General features: G+C 71.9%; 20 protein-coding genes. 4 read left to right on the plus strand and 16 right to left on the minus strand.

Annotation, left to right across the window (positions count from 1 at the left end; all coding sequences use genetic code 11):
- The 4 genes from V7E46_RS24825 to V7E46_RS24840 all read right to left on the minus strand — a co-directional run.
- Positions 1-1,563, minus strand: a 1,563-nt coding sequence (locus tag V7E46_RS24825; protein WP_443054336.1) for an AI-2E family transporter, incomplete at its 3' end; no start/stop codon positions are given.
- Positions 1,564-1,590: 27 nt separating this feature from the next.
- A complete protein-coding gene (locus V7E46_RS24830; RefSeq protein ID WP_329175199.1) occupies positions 1,591-2,085 on the minus strand; it encodes a transglycosylase SLT domain-containing protein in 495 nt (164 codons plus the stop codon).
- A gap of 610 nt (positions 2,086-2,695) precedes the next feature.
- Positions 2,696-4,015 (minus strand): PhoH family protein, encoded by a 1,320-nt coding sequence (locus tag V7E46_RS24835; protein WP_329175200.1) that lies wholly within the window; start codon positions 4,013-4,015, stop codon positions 2,696-2,698.
- A gap of 247 nt (positions 4,016-4,262) precedes the next feature.
- Positions 4,263-5,024 carry an isoprenyl transferase gene (locus tag V7E46_RS24840; RefSeq protein ID WP_333770486.1) on the minus strand — a complete coding sequence of 254 codons (762 nt, stop codon included), beginning with the start codon at positions 5,022-5,024 and terminating at the stop codon, positions 4,263-4,265.
- Between the two features lie 164 nt (positions 5,025-5,188).
- Between V7E46_RS24840 and mgrA the strand changes: the two genes are divergently transcribed.
- Positions 5,189-6,232, plus strand: a complete 1,044-nt coding sequence (mgrA, locus tag V7E46_RS24845) for an L-glyceraldehyde 3-phosphate reductase (RefSeq protein ID WP_333770487.1) — start codon at positions 5,189-5,191, stop codon at positions 6,230-6,232.
- A 124-nt stretch (positions 6,233-6,356) separates the two neighbouring features.
- Here the strand turns inward: mgrA and V7E46_RS24850 are convergent, their stop codons facing one another.
- A complete protein-coding gene (locus V7E46_RS24850; protein ID WP_333770488.1) occupies positions 6,357-7,085 on the minus strand; it encodes an A24 family peptidase in 729 nt (242 codons plus the stop codon).
- Positions 7,086-7,126: 41 nt separating this feature from the next.
- Here V7E46_RS24850 and V7E46_RS24855 point away from each other — a divergent pair, with 41 nt between their 5' ends.
- Positions 7,127-7,474: a DUF192 domain-containing protein gene (locus V7E46_RS24855; RefSeq protein WP_333770489.1), complete on the plus strand. Its 348-nt coding sequence runs from the start codon at positions 7,127-7,129 to the stop codon at positions 7,472-7,474.
- Positions 7,475-7,552: 78 nt separating this feature from the next.
- Positions 7,553-8,299 (plus strand): GNAT family N-acetyltransferase, encoded by a 747-nt coding sequence (locus tag V7E46_RS24860; RefSeq protein ID WP_333770490.1) that lies wholly within the window; start codon positions 7,553-7,555, stop codon positions 8,297-8,299.
- Between the two features lie 113 nt (positions 8,300-8,412).
- On the opposite strand, the gene V7E46_RS24865 is transcribed toward V7E46_RS24860, so the two are convergent.
- From V7E46_RS24865 to V7E46_RS24915, 11 genes are all read right to left on the minus strand, one after another.
- Entirely contained in the window at positions 8,413-9,054 is a 642-nt protein-coding gene (locus V7E46_RS24865; protein WP_333770491.1) for an OmpA family protein, read from the minus strand.
- 5 nt (positions 9,055-9,059) lie between these two features.
- Positions 9,060-9,644: a hypothetical protein gene (locus tag V7E46_RS24870; RefSeq protein WP_333770492.1), complete on the minus strand. Its 585-nt coding sequence runs from the start codon at positions 9,642-9,644 to the stop codon at positions 9,060-9,062.
- A 35-nt stretch (positions 9,645-9,679) separates the two neighbouring features.
- The gene (locus V7E46_RS24875; RefSeq protein WP_333770502.1) at positions 9,680-10,345 is read right to left on the minus strand and encodes a pilus assembly protein TadG-related protein; all 666 of its coding nucleotides are present in this window, start codon (positions 10,343-10,345) and stop codon (positions 9,680-9,682) included.
- The gene (locus V7E46_RS24880; protein WP_333770503.1) at positions 10,273-10,431 is read right to left on the minus strand and encodes a hypothetical protein; all 159 of its coding nucleotides are present in this window, start codon (positions 10,429-10,431) and stop codon (positions 10,273-10,275) included. Before V7E46_RS24880 ends, V7E46_RS24875 begins: the two co-directional genes overlap by 73 nt.
- A gap of 316 nt (positions 10,432-10,747) precedes the next feature.
- Positions 10,748-11,638: a DUF5936 domain-containing protein gene (locus V7E46_RS24885; protein ID WP_443054337.1), complete on the minus strand. Its 891-nt coding sequence runs from the start codon at positions 11,636-11,638 to the stop codon at positions 10,748-10,750.
- 139 nt (positions 11,639-11,777) lie between these two features.
- Positions 11,778-12,800, minus strand: a complete 1,023-nt coding sequence (locus V7E46_RS24890) for a type II secretion system F family protein (RefSeq protein ID WP_333770495.1) — start codon at positions 12,798-12,800, stop codon at positions 11,778-11,780.
- The gene (locus tag V7E46_RS24895; RefSeq protein WP_333770496.1) at positions 12,797-14,131 is read right to left on the minus strand and encodes a CpaF family protein; all 1,335 of its coding nucleotides are present in this window, start codon (positions 14,129-14,131) and stop codon (positions 12,797-12,799) included. Before V7E46_RS24895 ends, V7E46_RS24890 begins: the two co-directional genes overlap by 4 nt.
- Positions 14,128-14,454 carry a pilus assembly protein gene (locus V7E46_RS24900; RefSeq protein WP_333770497.1) on the minus strand — a complete coding sequence of 109 codons (327 nt, stop codon included), beginning with the start codon at positions 14,452-14,454 and terminating at the stop codon, positions 14,128-14,130. The genes V7E46_RS24895 and V7E46_RS24900 overlap by 4 nt, the downstream gene beginning before the upstream one ends.
- Positions 14,455-14,798: 344 nt before the next feature.
- Positions 14,799-16,379, minus strand: a complete 1,581-nt coding sequence (locus V7E46_RS24905; protein WP_333770498.1) for an AAA family ATPase — start codon at positions 16,377-16,379, stop codon at positions 14,799-14,801.
- Positions 16,376-17,104: a Flp pilus assembly protein CpaB gene (cpaB, locus tag V7E46_RS24910; protein WP_333770499.1), complete on the minus strand. Its 729-nt coding sequence runs from the start codon at positions 17,102-17,104 to the stop codon at positions 16,376-16,378. The genes V7E46_RS24905 and cpaB overlap by 4 nt, the downstream gene beginning before the upstream one ends.
- Before the next feature lie 12 nt (positions 17,105-17,116).
- Complete coding sequence (locus tag V7E46_RS24915; protein WP_333770500.1) at positions 17,117-17,965, minus strand: hypothetical protein; 849 nt, start codon at positions 17,963-17,965, stop codon at positions 17,117-17,119.
- A 267-nt stretch (positions 17,966-18,232) separates the two neighbouring features.
- Here V7E46_RS24915 and V7E46_RS24920 point away from each other — a divergent pair.
- The coding region (locus tag V7E46_RS24920) for a carbohydrate binding domain-containing protein (protein ID WP_333770501.1) at positions 18,233-18,840 on the plus strand (608 nt) is incomplete at its 3' end.

Genomic DNA, 18,840 nt, shown 5'->3' on the forward strand with positions numbered 1-18,840 from the left:
GGCGTAGGGAGCCGGCGCCATGGCCCTCTCGCGGGAGTACGCGCGGAGGTAGCCGACCACCGTGTTGCTCACCGCGACGAGCGGGACCGCCACCACCGCCCCGCCGATGCCCGCGACGAGCGAACCCGCCGCCACGGACAGGACCACCGCCAGCGGGTGGACGCGTACCGCCCGGCCCAGGATGAAGGGCTGCAGGATGTGGCCCTCGATCTGCTGCACTGCCAGCACCACCGCCAGCACCATCAGCGCGGTGAACGGCCCCTCCGTCACCAGGGCCACCACGACGGCGATGAAGCCGGAGGCGACCGCGCCGACCAGCGGGACGAACGACGACAGGAAGATGACGACGGCCAGCGGCACCGCCATCGGCACGCCGAGGAAGAAGATGCCGACGCCGATGCATATCGCGTCGATCAGGGCGACGATCACCGTGCCCCGCACGTACAGCGTCAGCGTCCGCCACGCGCGCGGCCCGGCGCCGGCCAGCCCTCCCCTGGCGGCCTCGGGGAAGAGCCGCAGCACCCACTTCCAGATGTTCGGGCCGTCGTAGAGCAGGAACAGCGTGCTGAACATCGTCAGCAGCATGCCGGTCAGCAGCTCGACGATGACCGTGACGCCTTCGAGCCCGGCGTCGGTGAGCGCCTTGGTGTTGGACCCGATGGCGTCGCTGAGGTTCTTCGCGACCTGGTTGATCTGGTCGTCGGTCACATGGAAAGGGCTGTTCAGCAGCCACTTCTTGCCCTCGGCGATACCGTCCTGGAGGCTGCCCGACAGATTGTCGATGTTGTCCATCACCTGCCAGACGACGAACCAGCCGACCAGTCCCATGACGACGAAGCCGCCGCAGAAGACCATCGCGGTGGCCAGCCCGCGCGGCACGCCGATTCTTTTCAGCCGGGCCACGAACGGCTGGAGCAGCGCGGTGATCAGCAGCGCCGCCACGAAGGCCAGCACCACCAGGCGCACCGCGCCGATCACCCGCATCAGCACCCAGACCGTGCCGGCCAGGATCAGCAGCCGCCAGCCCAGCTCGGCGGCGACCCGCATGCTCCACGGCACCACCGTGGCNCGCCGATCACCCGCATCAGCACCCAGACCGTGCCGGCCAGGATCAGCAGCCGCCAGCCCAGCTCGGCGGCGACCCGCATGCTCCACGGCACCACCGTGGCCGGGTCGGTCTGCGGCACGGTCCGCTGGGCCGGGACCGCCGGCGCGGGCGCGGCGCCCTCGGGCGCGGGGTCGTCCGACCCTGCGTCCGCCGCCGGCCCGGGCTCCGGCCGCGGTACGGGACTGATCAGCGACAGGTCCTCGGCCGCGTCCCGCGCGGTGACCTCGGAGTGCCGCTCTTCGAGCCGGCCCGCGAGGTTGGCCAGCCCGGCTGCGAGCGCGGTATTCCAGTGGCGCTTCTCCGGCATCGCTCTCCCCCGCCCTTGACCGTCTTTTTGCACTGCTGTGCAGGACGACGTTACCCGCCGCCCGGGTTGCCTCCGCGTCCGCACCCGCGCCGAGGCGGTCGGGCGGCACGGGAAAACCCCCGGCCCATGCGGGCTCGGGGGTTTTCACGACGAAGCCGGCCGGTACGCGGTCGGCCTAGTAGTAGTGGTTCGCCTGCCAGAACGACCAGGCGTCGCAGGGACTGCCGTAGCGGACGTTCATGTAGTTGAGGCCCCACTTTATCTGCGTGGCCGGATTGGTCCGCCAGTCGGCGCCCGCCGAGGCCATCTTGGAGCCGGGGAGCGCCTGGACGAGGCCGTACGCGCCGGAGGAGGCGTTGCTGGCGGTGTAGCGCCAGCCGCTCTCCCGCGTCACGATGTTGGAGAAGCAGGCGTACTGCCCGCTGCCCACGATCTGCTTGGCCATCGCCTGGACTTCGGCGACCGTGTAGTTGGCCTGGACCGGGAAGCTGGCACGCGAGTCGCCGCGGCTGGCAGCCAGGGTCTTGGCACGCTCCTTGGCCGCCGCGTCGTCCGCCGCCTTCTTCTTCGCCGCGGCGTCCTGCGCCGCCTGCTTGCGGGCGGACTGCTCCGCGGCCTGCCGCGCTGTCGCGTCGGCGGCGTCGGACTGTGCCTGTACCTGGTCGGTCAACGACGCCTGCTGAACCTGCTGTCCAGCGGGAATGTCCGCAAGGAGGGTCGTCGTCCCGGCGGCTTCCACAGGCTCATTGGCTGTGCCCTGGTCTGCGCCCGACGCGACGCCCACAACGGCGCCCACAGTGGTGACCGCAGTGGCTGACGCCACCGCGAATCCCCGGACCGAGATCCGGCTCACACGGTTTCCTTCCGGCATCGCCCGATTGGTGACCGCACGGGCGAAATCGTGCCCCTGGCACTGCCCCCCTCTCCGGTCCGCCGTACGGGCCGGTCGGTCACAGGGGTACTGGCCCGGTGCGAAGTCCGTGGCGGATTCGCGTGCTGCTCGGGCGGCTCATGGCGGTCCTTGTTGACTTGTGTGGTGGTGCTGTTCCGTTCCCGAGGGGTACGGGTGTGCCATGAGCGGGGCCTGACAGCCTCACACCCTGCCGTACGCGGACGCCGCGCGGCAATTTCCGGTTGAGTGGCAAAGGTCACATCGAGTGGTGTGTGTCGTTCCTCGCCCTCGCGGCCCGGAAAGCGCTAGGCTGCTGCGCCCTCCATGGAGGGCGCAGCAGCCTCAACTCACGTCATCGATGGGCAAATCGGGTGATCGTACAAGACGATCAGGCCCCGCCGTCCTCCAGCATCTCGGTCACCAGCGCGGCGATCGGGGAGCGCTCGGAACGGGTGAGGGTCACATGGGCGAACAGCGGATGTCCCTTCAGCTTCTCCACCACGGCGACCACTCCGTCGTACCGGCCCACCCTGAGGTTGTCGCGCTGCGCCACGTCGTGGGTGAGCACCACCCGCGAGCCGGCGCCGATCCTGGACAGGACCGTCAGCAGCACGTTGCGCTCCAGCGACTGGGCCTCGTCCACGATCACGAAGGCGTCGTGCAGCGAGCGGCCCCTGATGTGGGTCAGCGGCAGCACTTCGAGCATGCCGCGGGCCACCACCTCCTCGATGACCTCCTTGGAGGTGACCGCGGACAGCGTGTCGAAGACGGCCTGAGCCCACGGGCTCATCTTCTCCGCCTCGCTGCCCGGCAGATAGCCCAGCTCCTGGCCGCCCACCGCGTACAGCGGCCGGAAGACCATCACCTTGCGGTGCTGGCGGCGCTCCAGGACCGCTTCCAGGCCCGCGCACAGGGCGAGCGCCGACTTGCCGGTGCCCGCGCGTCCGCCCATCGACACGATGCCGACGTCCGGGTCCAGCAGCAGGTCCAGCGCGATGCGCTGTTCCGCGCTGCGGCCGTGGATGCCGAACGCCTCGCGGTCGCCGCGCACCAGCCGCACCCGGCCGTCCGGGGTGACCCGGCCCAGCGCCTTGCCGCGCTCCGACTGGAGCACGAGCCCGGTGTGCACCGGCAGGTCCGCCGCCTCGGCCAGCTCGACCGTCTCCTGCGAGAACAGCGCGTCGACCTCGTCGGCGCCGACCGTCAGCTCCTCCATACCGGTCCAGCCCGAGGTGATCGCCAGCTCGGCCCGGTACTCCTCGGCCAGCAGGCCGACGGAGGACGCCTTCACCCGCAGCGGCAGGTCCTTGGACACGACGGTGACGTCGTACCCCTCGGCCTGCAGATTGCGGGCGACCGCCAGGATGCGCGAGTCGTTGTCGCCGAGCCGGAAGCCCGCAGGGAGCACCCCGGGGTCCGAGTGGTTCAGCTCGACCCTGAGAGTGCCGCCGAAGTCGCCGATCGGGATCGGTGCGTCGAGCCGGCCGAACCTGATCCGGAACTCGTCGAGCAGCCGCAACGCCTGGCGGGCGAAGTAGCCGAGCTCCGGGTGGTGGCGCTTGGCTTCCAACTCCGTCACCACGACGACGGGCAGCACGACCTCGTGCTCGTCGAAACGGGTGAAGGCATTGGGGTCTGCGAGCAGCACGCTGGTGTCGAGTACGTACGTGCGCCGGTCGTGAACACGGCGATTCTTGCTGGTCACCACGTGTGGACGAACCCCCTCGGGGAGAGGCGAGGCTGCGGTCCGGCAACCGTGGGCCGGATGCCGGTCTGCCAGTGGTATGCCCGGGAAATCCGGTACCCATGCGGATGCATATGACAGTCACCCGACGGTCATGATCCGGTCACCGGCCGCTCGCCCCCGGTTCGGCGGCGGGGCGGACCGCGACACCAGCCACGGTAACTCCGCCGACTGTGCCGTCAACAGCCGTTTTGTCCAGGTCAGCGCCCGGTTACGCTCCGTAGCGCCGGTGCCGGGCGGCGTAGTCCCGCAGCGCCCGCAGGAAGTCCACCTTGCGGAAGGCGGGCCAGAAGACCTCGCAGAAGTAGTACTCGGAGTGCGCACTCTGCCAGAGCATGAAGCCGGACAGCCGCTGCTCGCCCGACGTGCGGATCACCAGGTCGGGGTCGGGCTGGCCGCGGGTGTAGAGGTGCTCCGAGATGTGCTCGACGTCCAGGATCTCGGCCAGGTCCTCGATGGAGGTGCCGCGCCCGGCGTGCTCGTACAGCAGCGAGCGGACCGCGTCGGCGATCTCCTGCCGGCCGCCGTAGCCGACCGCGACGTTCACCAGCAGGCCGCCGATGCCGTGGGTGGCCTGTTCCGCCTCCTTGAGCACCGCCCGCGTCCTGTCGGGGAGGAGGTCCATCGTGCCCACGTGGTGGACCCGCCAGCGGCCGGTGGCGGCCAGCCCGGTGACCGCGTCCTCGATGATGCCCAGCAGCGGCACCAGCTCGCCGGAGGGCCGGTCGAAGTTGTCGGTGGACAGCAGCCACAGGGTGACCACCTCGACACCGGTCTCCTCGCACCAGCCCAGCAGCTCGGAGATCTTGTCCGCGCCCGCCTGGTGGCCCTGCTCCGCGGTGCTGCTCGCCGCCTTCGCCCAGCGCCGGTTCCCGTCGAGGATGACACCGATGTGCTTGGGGCCCTGGGCAACGTCGAGCTTGCGTTCCACCCTGCGGGAGTACAGCCCGTACACCAGATTGCGCAGATTCATCGCGTACCAGCCCCTCCTGCGCTCGGTCGCTGAGGCGCCAGGGTACTGCCCGAAAGGGTGTCCGGACGAACCGGGTCGTGGCGCGGCCGGCCGCCCGGCGCGGCGGACGGACGGATCGCCGTGCAGGTAGTAAGCGGTTCGGCCGACCGTGATAAGGAGGAACTGTGAACATCAGAAACCTCTACCGCGCCGCCGAAGAGCGCTACGGCTCCATGGAGTACCGCAGGACCGGCCGCAGCGGGCTCAAGCTGCCGGCGGTCTCCCTCGGCCTGTGGCACAACTTCGGCGACGACCGCACGCTGGACTCCCAGCGCGCCATCCTGCGCCGCGCCTTCGACCTCGGCGTCACGCACTTCGACCTGGCCAACAACTACGGCCCGCCCTACGGCGCCGCCGAGGCCAACTTCGGCACCCTGTTCGCGCAGGACTTCCGCCCCTACCGCGACGAGCTGGTCATCTCCACGAAGGCCGGCTACGACATGTGGCCCGGCCCGTACGGCGAATGGGGCTCGCGCAAGTACCTGCTGTCCTCGCTCGACCAGTCGCTCGGCCGGATGGGCCTTGACCACGTCGACATCTTCTACTCCCACCGCTACGACCCCGACACCCCGCTGGAGGAGACGATGGGCGCGCTCGCGTCCGCCGTCCAGCAGGGCAAGGCGCTCTACGTCGGCATCTCCTCCTACGGCCCCGAGCGCACCCGGGAGGCCGCCCGCATCCTGCGGGACCTGGGCGTGCCCGCGCTCATCCACCAGCCGTCGTACTCGATGATCAACCGGTGGATCGAGGACGAGGGCCTGCTCGACGTGCTGGAGGAGGAGGGCATGGGCTGCATCGGCTTCGTGCCGCTCGCCCAGGGCCTGCTGACCGACCGCTACCTCGGCGGCATCCCGGAGGGGTCGAGGGCCGCGCAGGGCAAGTCCCTGAACCCGGCGCTCGTCAACGACGAGACGGTCGCCCGCTTGCGGGCGCTCAACGAGATCGCGGCCGGGCGCGGCCAGTCGCTGGCGCAGCTCGCGCTGTCCTGGGTGCTGCGTGACCCCCGGGTCACGTCCGCGCTGATCGGGGCGTCGTCGGTCGCGCAGCTGGAGGCGAATGTGGCGGCGGTCGGGGCGGCGCCGCTGACCGCGGAGGAGCTGGCGGAGATCGACCGCCACGCGGTGGAGCCGGTCGGCGTGAACCTCTGGTCGGTCAGCAGCGACGCGTAGTTCTTTCGCCGGCTTCCCGCCCGGGTGCCCTCCGCTCAGGAGGGCACCCGGGCGGGGCGCGGGGAACTGCGCGACCAGCCACGGCGGCGGATCAGGTGGGCCGCCACCGCACATGGCACCCGCCCTAGCGCACGAGGAGCGTCGCCGCGCCGGCGAGGAGCATGAAGGGGCCGAAGGGCAGCGGCGACTTACGGGTCGCGCGGCCCGTGAGGAGGAGCGCCAGGCCGACCACCGCGCCCAGGGCGAAAGCCGCGAACGTGCCGGCGACCACCGTGCCCCATCCGTACCAGCCCAGCGGCAGCGCCACCGTGGGGGCGAGTTTGACGTCTCCGAAGCCCATGCCGGACGGGTTGATGAGGAAGAGCAGGAAGTACAGGACGCCGACGGCGGCGGCGGCGAGCAGGGCGCGGGTCCAGGAGCCCTGGTGGGACGGGAGGAGGGCGGCGGCGCCCAGCAGGGCCGCGGTGGCCGCGAAGGCGGGCAGGGTGAGGACGTCGGGCAGCCGGAAGACGCGCAGGTCGACCAGCGCGAGGGTCAGCCAGACGGGGGCCAGCGCCAGCCAGACGACGAGTTCCGGGTGCGGCCCGGTGGCCGCCGCGAGGCCCGCGCAGAGCAGCGCGCTGCCCACGGCGGGGAGCGGCCCGTGGCCGTAACGGCGCCCGGGCGTACGGCAGTCGGGGCACGACGCGGGGCCGAGCCAGCCGCGCGCGCCCGGCGGCAGGGGGTGGCCCAACGGGCAGGCGGCGGCCCACGGTTCACCGGACGGGACCGCCAACCGGTGTGCGGCACGCGGCAGTAGCAGCCCGCTCACCGTTCCCCACACGGCCGCGGCCACGATCGGATAGACATGCACCGGGCCGACCGTACACGTACACCTGCGCGAAGGGCGGGGCCATGGGCCGACGTTGGCACGACGGGGACTTCACGCTGGGCACCCCGGAGGCCGAAGTGCCGCTGCGGGTCGCGGCGTCCTACCGCGCGAGGACCCGCGGGCTGCTCGGGCGGGACGGCGTCGAGGGCGCGCTGCTGCTCACCCCGGCGTCGAGCGTGCACACCGTACGGATGCGGTTCGCGATCGACGTGGCCTATCTGGACCGGCGGCTGCGGGTGATCGCGGTCCGTACGATGCCGCCGGGGCGGGTCGGCCGGCCGCGGCTGCTGGCCCGGCACGTGCTGGAGGCCGAGGCCGGCGCGCTGGCCCGGTGGGGCGTACGCCGGGGTGTCCGGCTGGACGTCCGCTGAGCCGGTTTCCGTCCGCTTTGTTCCGCATGCGGGCAATTGATGGTGCGGCGGCCCCTGGGCTGCTGATAGGCATACAGGATGTTCTCCACCACCTCCGCCGAGATATCCCCGCACTCCGAGCTTCCGACCGCTGACGCGCTGTGCCGGTGGGCGGCGCGGGACCGTACCGCCGGGCGGGTCTTCACCCGCGGGGCGGCCGTCGCGGTGGCCGCACCCGGGCTCTCGCTGCGCGACCGGCTGGTGGTGACCGGCCCGGCAGGTGACGCGATACCCCTGGTGCGGGACGTGCTGGCGGAGGTCGGCCGCGGCTACCGGCCGTTCGGCGACCGCGGCCTCGTCGACGCCCTGGTCATGGCCGTACCCGAACTGCGCCCCACGGCCGGTTTCGGCTGGATGGACCGCACGGGCGCACCCGCCGTCCGCCCCGACGGCACCGCCGGCTGGCTGCCGCCCGCCGCCGCACCGGGCATCGCCGCCCTGCTCGACCAGGCCTTCCCGCACTCCTACGCCTACCCGGGACGCCCCGGCGCCGACGACCGCTGGGCGGGCATCATGCCGGGCGACGGCTCCGGCACACCGCTGGCGGTCGCCGCCCTCGCCTGGTGCGCCCCCACCGTGGGCCTGCTCGCGGGCGTCGCCACCGCCCCCGCCGCCCGCGGTCGCGGCCTGGGCCGGCAGATCTGCGCCTTCGTCCTCGCCGAGGCGCTGGCCGCGTACGGCACCGCCGCGCTGGTCGTGGACGACGGCAACACCCCGGCCCTGCGGCTCTACCGCTCCCTGGGCCTGGCCTACCGCCCGCTGCGTGCGGCGGCCTTCGCGGCCTGACCGGACGCCCGGCGCGGCGGGCACAAAAAACGGGCCGGTTCGCAGGGGGGGAGAGCGAACCGGCCCGAGGGGGGGAGTTACACCGTACCGCGTCCGGGCCCGCATCTCGCGCGTTACGCGGCAGGAGGAGTGAACGTGATTTCCACACGGCGGTTCTGCTGGCGGCCACTTTCGGTGGAATTGTCCGCTATGGGGTAATCCTCACCGTAGCCGCGCACCTGAAATGTGTGGGACGCGTCACCGGCACTGCCCAGCGCCGCCGCCAGCACTTGGTACACCGCCTGCGCGCGCTGCTTCGACAGCGCCTCACCGTGCTCGTCGCTCCCCAGATTGTCCGTGAACCCGAAGACCCGAATGGGTGACGTGACGTGGCGGGTGTTGATGTCCGCCGCGATCGCCTGGATCCTGGAGGTCGCGGACGGCGACAGCGTCGCGCTGTCCCTGGTGAAGACCACCTCCGACTGGAGCGCGTAGGTGACCGTCGAGTTCGACGTCTCCTGCCGCTGCTCCGGCTGACTCGCCGCGACCGAGGACTCGTCCGTCACCGACACGATGTCCAGCACCTTGGACGCGGCCAGCGTCGAACCCTCGGGCAGTTGCAGATTCGGCGATGTCGGATCGATACGGACCGGAGCGGCGGGCACCGCGTCGCCCGCAGTAGGCGGCGGATTCGTGTCCGCGAACGCCTGCGGCGCCGCCGCGGCGAGCAGGACGACGGTGAGCGTGAGAGTGGCGGCGGCCGCCGTGCGTTTCATCGGGATCACCCCTCGGAGATGGTGATTTTGGCGGGCGGCATGGTGGGCAGCTCGAACTCCACCTCGGTGGTGGCGGCGGGGGGGGAGGGGAATTGAGCGAAGAAGGGGCGCGACTCCTTGGGCTCGATCATGATCAGGCCCATGGTGCACAGGCACTTCCCCTCAGTGTCCCGGAGCACGTAGTACCGCTTCTTACCCGCCTCGTCGATGAGAACCGCTCCGGCCACGGAGGGACCTGAGGGAATCAGCGCCGTTTCCGGGCCGCGCCAGTCGACCGCGTTGAACGCCGACGTGCCGTTGTTGGTGAGCGAACCCTGGACGGTGACGAAGCCGTCCTCGTCCCGCACCGCCGAGTTGATCACCACCTGGACGCCGTCCTCGCCCTTGAGCTGCGCAAGGATCTGGGTCGGAGTGTCGTTCGGCGAAGCCTCGTTGCCCGCCGAACCGGCCTTCTTGGACGCACTCGCCGAGGATGAGGGTTTGTCGGCGTCCTTGTCGCCGCCTCCCCCGCTCCCACCGCAGCCTGCCAGTGTGATGACGGCCGCCACGGCGAATGCCACCGCTGTCGTAGCCCTGCGCCGGATTCCCATGACTCCCCGCTCCTCGCTTCCCCGCCGGCCTGCTCTCACTTGCTCAAATGGACTGCGTAGAACTGCGACAGATCCAATGCGAAGTTCGCCGCTGTCGGATCGACCGTGATGACGCCGTCGCGGCACCTGAACCTGACCCCCTTCCCGTCCGGTTCCGCCGCGTCACAGCGCGGCGTGACCACTGCGGTCGCCTCCGCCGTCGGATAGACCGTGTCCGTGCCGTGCACCACCGACCTCCCGACGCTCTCCAGCGACTTCACGTGCACGGTGTATCCGTTTGTGCCGGCGTCCTGGGTGCAGCCGCCCGGTTCCGTGGCCGCGTCATTGTCGTTGGCGTACCGCATCGCCTCGGTACAGGCCGCGCTGCTGTCCATCCCCACCTTAGCGAGCAGGTCGCTCAACGCCCCGACGTCGCCGGACGCGAGAGCGGCGAGGAACGGGTCGTGCAGTTCGTCCCGGCTTTCCCGGGCGGCGGCCAGCGCGGCCGCGTCCGCCGCGGCCTGCGCGGTGTTGCGGGCCACGGCCGCCTGGCCGACCGCGAAGTACGCGAAGGCGAGGAGGAAAAGCGCCGTGATGGCCACGACGTAGATCCCGACGGTCTGGCCCGCGTCGTCGCGCGCACGGGCGGCTACTTGGTGATCTTGGTGATCTGGTCCAGGATGCCCTTCGCCACCGCGTCCCCGATCTTGCTGGTCAGCAATACCCCGATGATCAAGGCGATGACCACCGCGATGCCGAGGTACTCGAAAGACGTCTGGCCGCGGTCGCCCCGGCCGCGCTCGGTCAAAGCCTGCGTGGTCCTGACATAAAGCCGGACTGCCCACCTGTTCATAACTGTTCGCCCCATTCTTCGTCACCTGACTCGTGCGTGCGGCAGCCGTGCGCTGCCCGTCGGGGTCGGGGATGGTGGTCACGGCGCACCGCCTCTCGCTGGTGGTCGGTTGTCGTCCGCAGCGGATTGGTTCGAATTGCAGGTGCAAATATGGTTGCGAATGCAAAGGTACACCCGAACCTCGGGCATCCGCAGCCGGTTGTGCGCCATTCGCCGCGACGGCGAGTGGCGTGTACAGCATGCCGGTTGGTCACCGCCGGTCGCACCCCGATCACCCGTTTCCGAAGACATCGCCGAAGTGGATTTGTGATCCGATGATCATTCCGGAGATCATCAGGATCATGGTGGCGGGGACCAGCAGGACGGTGATGACGCCGGTGGCGCGCGGGACCATGCGGGCCGCGCGGCGGCGGGCGTTCTGGGCCTCGGTGCGGCGCATGTCGGTGGCGATCTGCAGCAGGGTGCGGGCGATCGGGGCGCCCAGCTCCTCGCCCTGCTGGAGGGCGGTGACGAACTGGCCGACCTGGTCGCTGTGGTTGCGCTTGCGGAGCTGGTCGAAGGCGTCCCGGCGGCTGACGCCGACGTCCATCTGGCGCAGGGCGACCCGGATCTCGTCGGACCAGGGGCCGGTGTAGACGGAGTTGACGCGTTCCAGCGCCTGCCGGAAGCCGAGGCCCGCGCTGACGACGACGGCGAGGACGTCGAGGAAGTCGGGCAGGGTGCGTTCGATGTCGTCGCGGCGGCGGCGGACGGCGAGCCAGATGCCCAGGTCGGCCCAGCCCCAGCCGTAGGCGAGCAGCAGCAGGGCCAGGAACCAGCTGCCGCGGGTGAGCAGCACCAGGGCGGACAGGCCGCCGAGGAAGCCGTAGACGGCGCGGCGGGCGGCGTAGCGCTCGACGGTCAGGCCGTGCGGGTGGCCGGCGTGGTCGATCCTGGCCCGCATCTTCGCGATACGGGCCGGGCCCATCATCCGCAGCACGAGCGGCGCCCAGCGGATGCCGAGCCGGTCGATGGCGTTGCCGGTGCGGGTGGTGCGGGTGCGGCCGACGTCGAGCGCGAGGGCGAGGTCGTCGGGCAGCTTGACGTCGGCGCGCAGCAGCCCGACCGCGTGCACGACGCCGAACGCGCATACGGCCAGCGCCAGCGCGAGTCCGAGGCCGATGAGAGTCATTCCGGGCTCCTCGTGGGCCGGTTGGCCGGCCGTCTGGTCCAGCCGGCCGCCACCGCGGCCGTACGCCCAGCTGTATGACAAGCCGTACGCCTGCTCGTCGATCCGGCCGCCACGTCGGCCGTACGCCCGGTCATACGTCGATCCTCGACATGCGGCGGATCAGGACGAAGCCGAGCGTGTACAGGCCGAGCGCGATGATCACGCAGATCCGGCCGATCGTGGAGCCGGTCATCGCGCTGAGCGAGCCCGGCATGATCCGGTCGAGCAGGAAGAGCGAGCCCAGGCCGATGACGGGGACCGCGTAGGCGGTGACGGTGACCTGGGACATCTGGGTACGGATCTCGCGCCGGGTCTCCTTGCGCTCCTCCAGGGTGACGGTGAGGTTGCGCAGCGACTCCACGACCGAGCCGCCGGCCCGGCTGGAGAGCACGAGGGTGGAGACGAGGACGATCAGCTCCCGGCTCGGAAGGCGCTGTTGCAGCTCGCCGAGGGAGTCCTCGACGGAGTGCCCCATGGCCATGGCGTCGGCGACCTGCCTCAGCTCCTCGCCCGCGGGCGCGTCCAGCTCCTCCGCGGCCATCGACACCGCGGTGCGCAGGGCGAGCCCGGCCTGCGTGGCGTTGGCCAGGACGCGTGCCAGGTCCGGGAGTTGGGCGATGAAGCGCTCGGTACGGATCCGGCGGCGCCAGCTGAGGAAGGAATAGGCGGCCCAGCCGGCGATCAGCGCGGCGATCGGGCCGAAGAAGGGCGCGAGCAGCGCGGCGGCGGCCACCCAGGAGCCGGCCACCAGGCCGACCACGGCGGCGGTGAACTGCCCGGGGGTGAGGTCGGTGCCGGTGGCGGCGAGCCCGCCGGCCAGCCGGCGGCCCCAGGCGTAGCGGCGGACCCGGCGGTCGAGCCAGGCGAAGGCGACCGGCGGCCCGCCGAGCCCGGTGTCCTCGCCCGCCTCGGCGGCGAGCCGTTCGACCAGCGCGGCACGGTCGGCACGGCCGCCGCGCCAGGCGTGCAGGCCGCCCACGGCGAGCGCGAGGGTGACCAGGGTGGCGCCGAGCACCAGCAGCGGGTAGGGGCCGGCGGCGAAGTTCCGGCCGGCGGCGGCGAGGACGGCGTGCGGCGGTCCCGCGGGGGTCAAGGGGCCCGGCGGCAGCGTCATTTCGCCTCCCGGCTTTCGAGTTCGAGTTCGCTGGCGCCGATACCGAAGGCGGCGGGGACGTGCTCGCCCGCGAGGTAGAGGCGTTCGCCGATCTCCCGCGGCAGCGGGCGGTGTTCGTACCAGCCGCGGACGATGCGGTCGACGCCGAGCGGCTCGACGCGGAAGCGGGTGGCGGAGGTGAGCTGGAAGACGTTGCGGCCGTGCGAGGAGAGGACGGCGATCTCGGCGATGCGGCGGGTGCCGTCGATGTGCCGGTGCAGCTGGACGAGGACGTCGACGGCGCTGTTGATCTGGTCGCGCAGCGCCTCGAAGGGGATCTTGACCTCGCTCATCGACGCCAGGGTCTGGAGCCGGAGCACCGCGTCCTCCGCGGAGTTGGCGTGCACGGTGGCCAGCGAGCCGTCGTGGCCCGTGGACATCGCCTGGAGCATGTCGAGCGTCTCGCCGCCGCGCACCTCGCCGACGATGATCCGGTCGGGCCGCATGCGCAGCGAGTTGCGTACCAGGTCGCGGATGGTGATCCGGCCTTCGCCCTCGACGTTGGGCGGCCGGGACTCCAGCCGGATCACATGCTCCTGCTGCAGCTGGAGTTCGGCAGCGTCCTCGACGGTGATGATGCGCTCGCCGTCGGGGATCAGCCCGGACAGCGCGTTGAGCAGCGTCGTCTTGCCCGAGCCCGTGCCGCCGCTGACGATGATGTTGCACTTGGCGCGGACGAACGAGGACAGCAGCAGCAGCATGTGCTCGTCGAGCGTGCCCAGGCCGATGAGTTCCTGGAGCGTGTACGCGCGCGGGAAGCGGCGGATGGTGAGGGTGGGTCCGGTCAGGGACAGCGGCGGGATGACGACGTTGACCCGCTCGCCCGAGGGCAGGCGGGCGTCGACCATCGGATTCGACTCGTCCACACGGCGGTTGACGGTGGAGACGATGCGCTCGATGGTCTGGAGCAGCTGTTCCTCCGAGGAGAAGCGGGCGGCGACGGCCTCGACCCGGCCGCCGCGTTCGACGTAGATCCGGTTCGGTCCGTTGACCATGATCTCGGTGACCGACGGGTCTTCGAGCAGCGGTTCGAGGATGCCGAGGCCGAGCGCCTCGTCCACCACGCGGCGGATCAGCGCGGCCCGCTCCGCGGTGGACAGCACCGGGCCCTCGCGGCTGATGATGTGGCCGAGCACCCGCTCCAGGCGGGACCTGCGCTCGGCCGCGGGGAGCGCCGACATCTCGGCGAGGTCGATCTCCTGGAGCAGCTTGGCCCGGTAGACGGCGACCAGGCTGCTCTCGTCGGGCTGGGGGGTGGCCTCTTCGACGGTGAGGCGGGCGCGCAGGCTCATGGGGTGGTGTCCTCCTTCGGCATGGTCGCGGTACGCGACACGGGTCCGAAGAGGTGCACTCCGGGGAGGACGGAGGGGACGCGGATGCTGGCCTCCGCCTTGATCGTGGCCTGGTCGTTCTGCGGGAAGCCGATCGTGGCGGTCAGCCAGTCGCTGACCGCGTCCTGCCCGGCCTGCCGCCCGGCGGCGACGCCCCCGTCCGGGTCGGGCAGCGCGGCGGTACGCGCGGCGGTACGGGCTGCCGTGCCGGCCTGCTCACCGCAGTAGGCCACGAGGCCGAGCTGGACGCCGGCGAGGGCGATGAGCATGAGGAACGGGACCATCCCGAGGTATTCGAGCGAGGCGACCCCTCGGTCGCGCCAGGCCCCGCGCCGCCCCCGCGCGAGGTGGTGCCCCCCGGGGGCACGCAGCCGGACCAGGGGCCTGAGGAACGGCGCCCCCGTCCCCCCACGACCGTGGCGGGACGACGACCGCCGCCGCTCCAAGAGCGCGGGGAACTGCGCGGCCGGCCCACGCCCACCGTCACGTGCGGACGCACCGCCACCACCCCAGGGGCGCGGGGAACGGCGCGGCCGGCCCCCACCGGAGCGCGGGCCGTCACCGGCCCGGAGGGTCTCTTCGGTCCGCCCCGGACCACCGGCCGGTGGCCGGTGGAAAAGTGTGGGGGTCATGGGGCCGGCCTCTCGTCGACCGTTCTGGCGTGGCCCGTCACGTGGAACGGGAAGTCGATCGCGCCGGGAAACAGCACCGGCACCTTCAGCGTGACCTTGGCGTCGATCGTCCCGCCGCCCCGGGTGACGCCGACCTCCGCGTCCCCCGACCACGCGTCGGGCAGATCGCTCTTGGCCGCCGCCTCGCCCGCGCCGCCGGCGTCCTCCGCCACCGCGGCCGCCCGCGCGGCCTCGTCCGCGGCGTTGCCGGCCAGGGTGAAGGTGTAGCCGGCCAGGACCGCCTGCCAGACCAGGATCAGGGTGACCAGGATGATCGGGGTCATCCCGAGGGTCTCCAGGGTGACCTGGCCGCGGTCGCCGCCGCCGCGGCGGGACTTCTTGCCGCGGACCGGGGGGAGCGTGGCGCCGGTGACCAGGCCCAGCTCGCCCGCCAGGGTCCAGATGCCGGCCTTGACGGTGGAGCGGGCGTCGAGCTCGTGGAGGCGGCCGGCGTCGATGACGGGCTGGAGCTCGCGGAAGGCGGCCGGCACGACGGACGCGGCGACGCGGGTGCCGGTGATGCGGCCGATCAGGGTCGGCTGGATCTCGCTGCCGCGGGTGTGGCGGTTGACGACGGTGGTGGTGTCCTGGGGCTTGCGTATCTGGAGCCGGTCCCACATCCGCACCATGCGCTTGGCGGCGCGGACGGCGACGACGTCGGGGGTGGTGACCAGGACCGCGGTGTCGGCGACTTCGACGGCGGCGGCGTTCGCGCTGGTCATCTGGGTGCCGCAGTCGACGACGACGACCTCGTAGCGCTGCCGCAGCGCGGTCAGGACGAGGCGGGCGGCGCGGTCGGAGACCTCCTCGCCGCGTTCGCCGTCGGCGGGGGCGAGCAGCAGGGCGGGGCCGGACTCGTGGACGTACATGGCGTCGTGCAGGACCCGGGAGGACACGTCGGCGATGTCGGCGAGGTCGGCGACCGAGCGGCGGAACTGCACATCGAGGTAGGAGGCGATGTCGCCGCCCTGGAGGTCGAGGTCGACCAGGGCGGTGGAGCGGCCGGAGGCGTGGGCGGCGAGGGCGAGGTGGATGGCGGTGACGGTGGTGCCGACGCCGCCCTTGGCTCCCGCGACGGCGATCAGCGTGCCGCCGGCGACCGTGGGCAGGGCGGCGCGCTGCGGGCCGAGGTGGCGGCGGACACCGGCGGCCCAGGTGGCGGCGGCGTCGACGCGGACGCCCAACTCGTCGTAGGACAGCGGGAGTCCGACGACGCCCCGGGCGCCGGAATTCATCGCGGCGGCCAGTGCGGCGGGGCCGGGGTCGGCGGTGAGCAGGACGACGCCGACCGCGGGGAAGCGCAGCGCGATGTCGCGGACCAGGTCGAGCGCGGGCATCGGGCCGATCGTCTCGTGGACGATGACGACCTCGGGCAGTTCCTCGACGCCGGTCTCGGCGGCGCGGGCGAGCAGTTCGAGCAGCGCGGTGGAGTCGTTCAGCGCGGGTGCCGGTTCCGTACCCGGGAGCTGGCCGAGCAGCCCGAGCAGCGCCCGGGCTGCGTCGGCGTCGGAGGTCGCGGCGACGATGCGTACGGTCACGAACGGCCACCTCCGCCGCTGGCGGTGTCTCCGGACAGGGTGTAGTTGCGCGAGCTGTCCGGCGGGGCTGCGCTGTCGCCGGGAGCGACCAGGGCGAGGCGTACGTGTTCGGCGAACGACTCGGCGTAGGCGACGCGTTGGGCGTCCTCGGCGCCGAGCGCGAAGGTGATGGGCACGCCCTCGGCGGACTGCCGCTGGGCGTTGGCGTCCTTGTCGAAGGCCTTGATCTCGCCGACGTCGATGACCTGGGCGCCGGCCACGATGATCCGGGAGAGGTCGGGGTCGGTGTCCTTGCGGCCGGCGAAGGTGGCGAAGATGTTGACCCGGGCGCCCGGGGTGATCTTGCCGGCGACTCCGGTCTCCGCGTCGATCATGATGGCGATCTCCATCTGCCCCGGTTGCAGTTCGGGCCGGGACGCCACCATGTCGCTCTGCAGCAGCGAGCCCTTCTTGAGCGCCACCGCGGCGATCTTGCCCTGCACCTGCCCGAGGTCGCGTATCGCGGTGTCCGGCAGCCAGCGCGACGGGACCTGTATCCGGTGCACGTTGGCGCTGCTGAGCTGCTGGTACGCGGCGATGTCGGAGGACAGTTCGTACGCCGTGACCTTCTCCCCGACCTGCGACCGCGCGTCGTTGACGACGGCGAGCACCCCGGCGAAGGCGGCGACCGCGCAGACGGCGGAGACCACCAGGAGGACGACACCACGGCGCTGACGTGAGTTCATGTGCGGGCGGACCTATCGCTTGTGGGGTTCGAGTTGGGGGCGGCGCGGGGTCTCCACGGCCCGGCTGCCGGGCTCGGCGGCGTGTTTGGCCGGCGCCTGCCGGTCCGCGAGCCGGGTGGCGCAGAACAGGCACTGGTCGCCGATGACTTCGAGCCCGCACCAGGTGCAGGTGTCGCGCCGCACGGAGGTGACGAGCTGGTAGAGCATGCCGACGTCGGCGATGTAGGCGGTGAACTCGACCAGCTTGGCGGTGCCCCACCAGCGGGCCGAGTCCGGCGGCAGCGGCACTTCGCGCAGGTGCTGGGAGTTCCAGGCGGTGGCCAGCGGCCCGGCGATCCAGCCGGGGTCGAGGCCCTTGCCCGCGACGGCGAGCTGCGTCTGGTAGCCCGGTCCCGGCGGGATCGCGGTGGGCTCGGCCTCGCCGAGGTAGGGCTCGGGGTGCGCGAGGACCGCGAAGTGGCGCCCGGGGACGAGGGACTTGACGTGGCTGCCGACGCCGACCGGCACCCGGTCGAGCTTGGCGACCGAGCCGAGCAGCGCGCCGGAGTGCAGGTAGTACGACAGCAGGCGGGCGGCGCCGGCCAGCACGCCGGGCCCGAGGTCGGTGCCGGCCAGCTGCCGCAGCTGCTCGGCGAGCAGCGTTCTGGCCAGCGGCGGCAGGGAGAGCGGCACGATCGCCAACCGGTCCGCCTCCAGGGCCGATCGGACGGTGTGCAGCCGGCGGCGGGCGGGGTCGTCGGCCTCGGCGGGGGCGAGCGCGACGACATGGCCGTGCGCGTCGAGCGCGGCCGAGATCTGCGTCAGCTGCTCCTCCAGCGGAAGTTCGAGGTCTTCCGACGTGACCGTGATGACGCTCGGCATCCGGAACCTCCCTCTTTCCACCGGATCAGGCCGTACAGCCTGGCGATTTCCGCTCGCAGCTTATCGATGTGTAGCGGGCTGGGCGCGCAAAGTTGCGGATCGGCGACTGTGAACGGCGGCTGTCCGCAAGAGGTCTTGACAACCCAATTGGTCTGGACCAACTTTCTTCCTTACCGGACCTTCCCGGTAATCCCTACGGCCTGCCCGGAGGTCCGGGCCACCCGCACTCCCACCACCCCCCAACTCCTTTGCCCCCAGGAGGCAGTCGTGGAACGTGCATCGCACGCGAATCGAGTCAGCCCTGCGCACCGCAGATCAACCGTCAAGCAGCGCACCATCGCCGCGCTCAGCGCGGCGGCGGTGATCGGCGCGGGCGTCGCGGCCGTCACCGTCGGCAGCGCGAGCGCCGCGACCACCAACCTCGTCGCCAACCCCGGCTTCGAGAGCGCCCTGTCGAACTGGAGTTGCACCGCGGGCAGCGGCGCGGCCGTGTCCAGCCCGGTGCACTCGGGAACGGGCGCGCTCAAGGCCACCCCGTCCAGCAGCGACACCGCCCAGTGCTCGCAGACCGTCAGCGTGCAGCCCAACTCCCAGTACACGCTCAGCGCGTGGGTCCAGGGCAGCTACGTCTACCTCGGCGCGACCGGCACCGGCGGCACCGACCCGTCCACGTGGACGCCGAGCGCGTCCGGCTACCAGCAGCTCAGCGTCAGCTTCACCACCGGCGCCAGCACGCGCTCGGTCACCGTCTACACGCACGGCTGGTACGCGCAGCCCGCGTACTTCGCCGACGACGTCACGCTGTCGGGCCCCGGCGGCACCGGCACCACTCCCCCGACCACCCCGCCCACCAGCCCGACCACCAAGCCGCCGAC

Source organism: Streptomyces sp. IBSBF 2435, assembly GCF_036815005.1.
Taxonomy (GTDB): Bacteria; Actinomycetota; Actinomycetes; order Streptomycetales; family Streptomycetaceae; genus Actinacidiphila.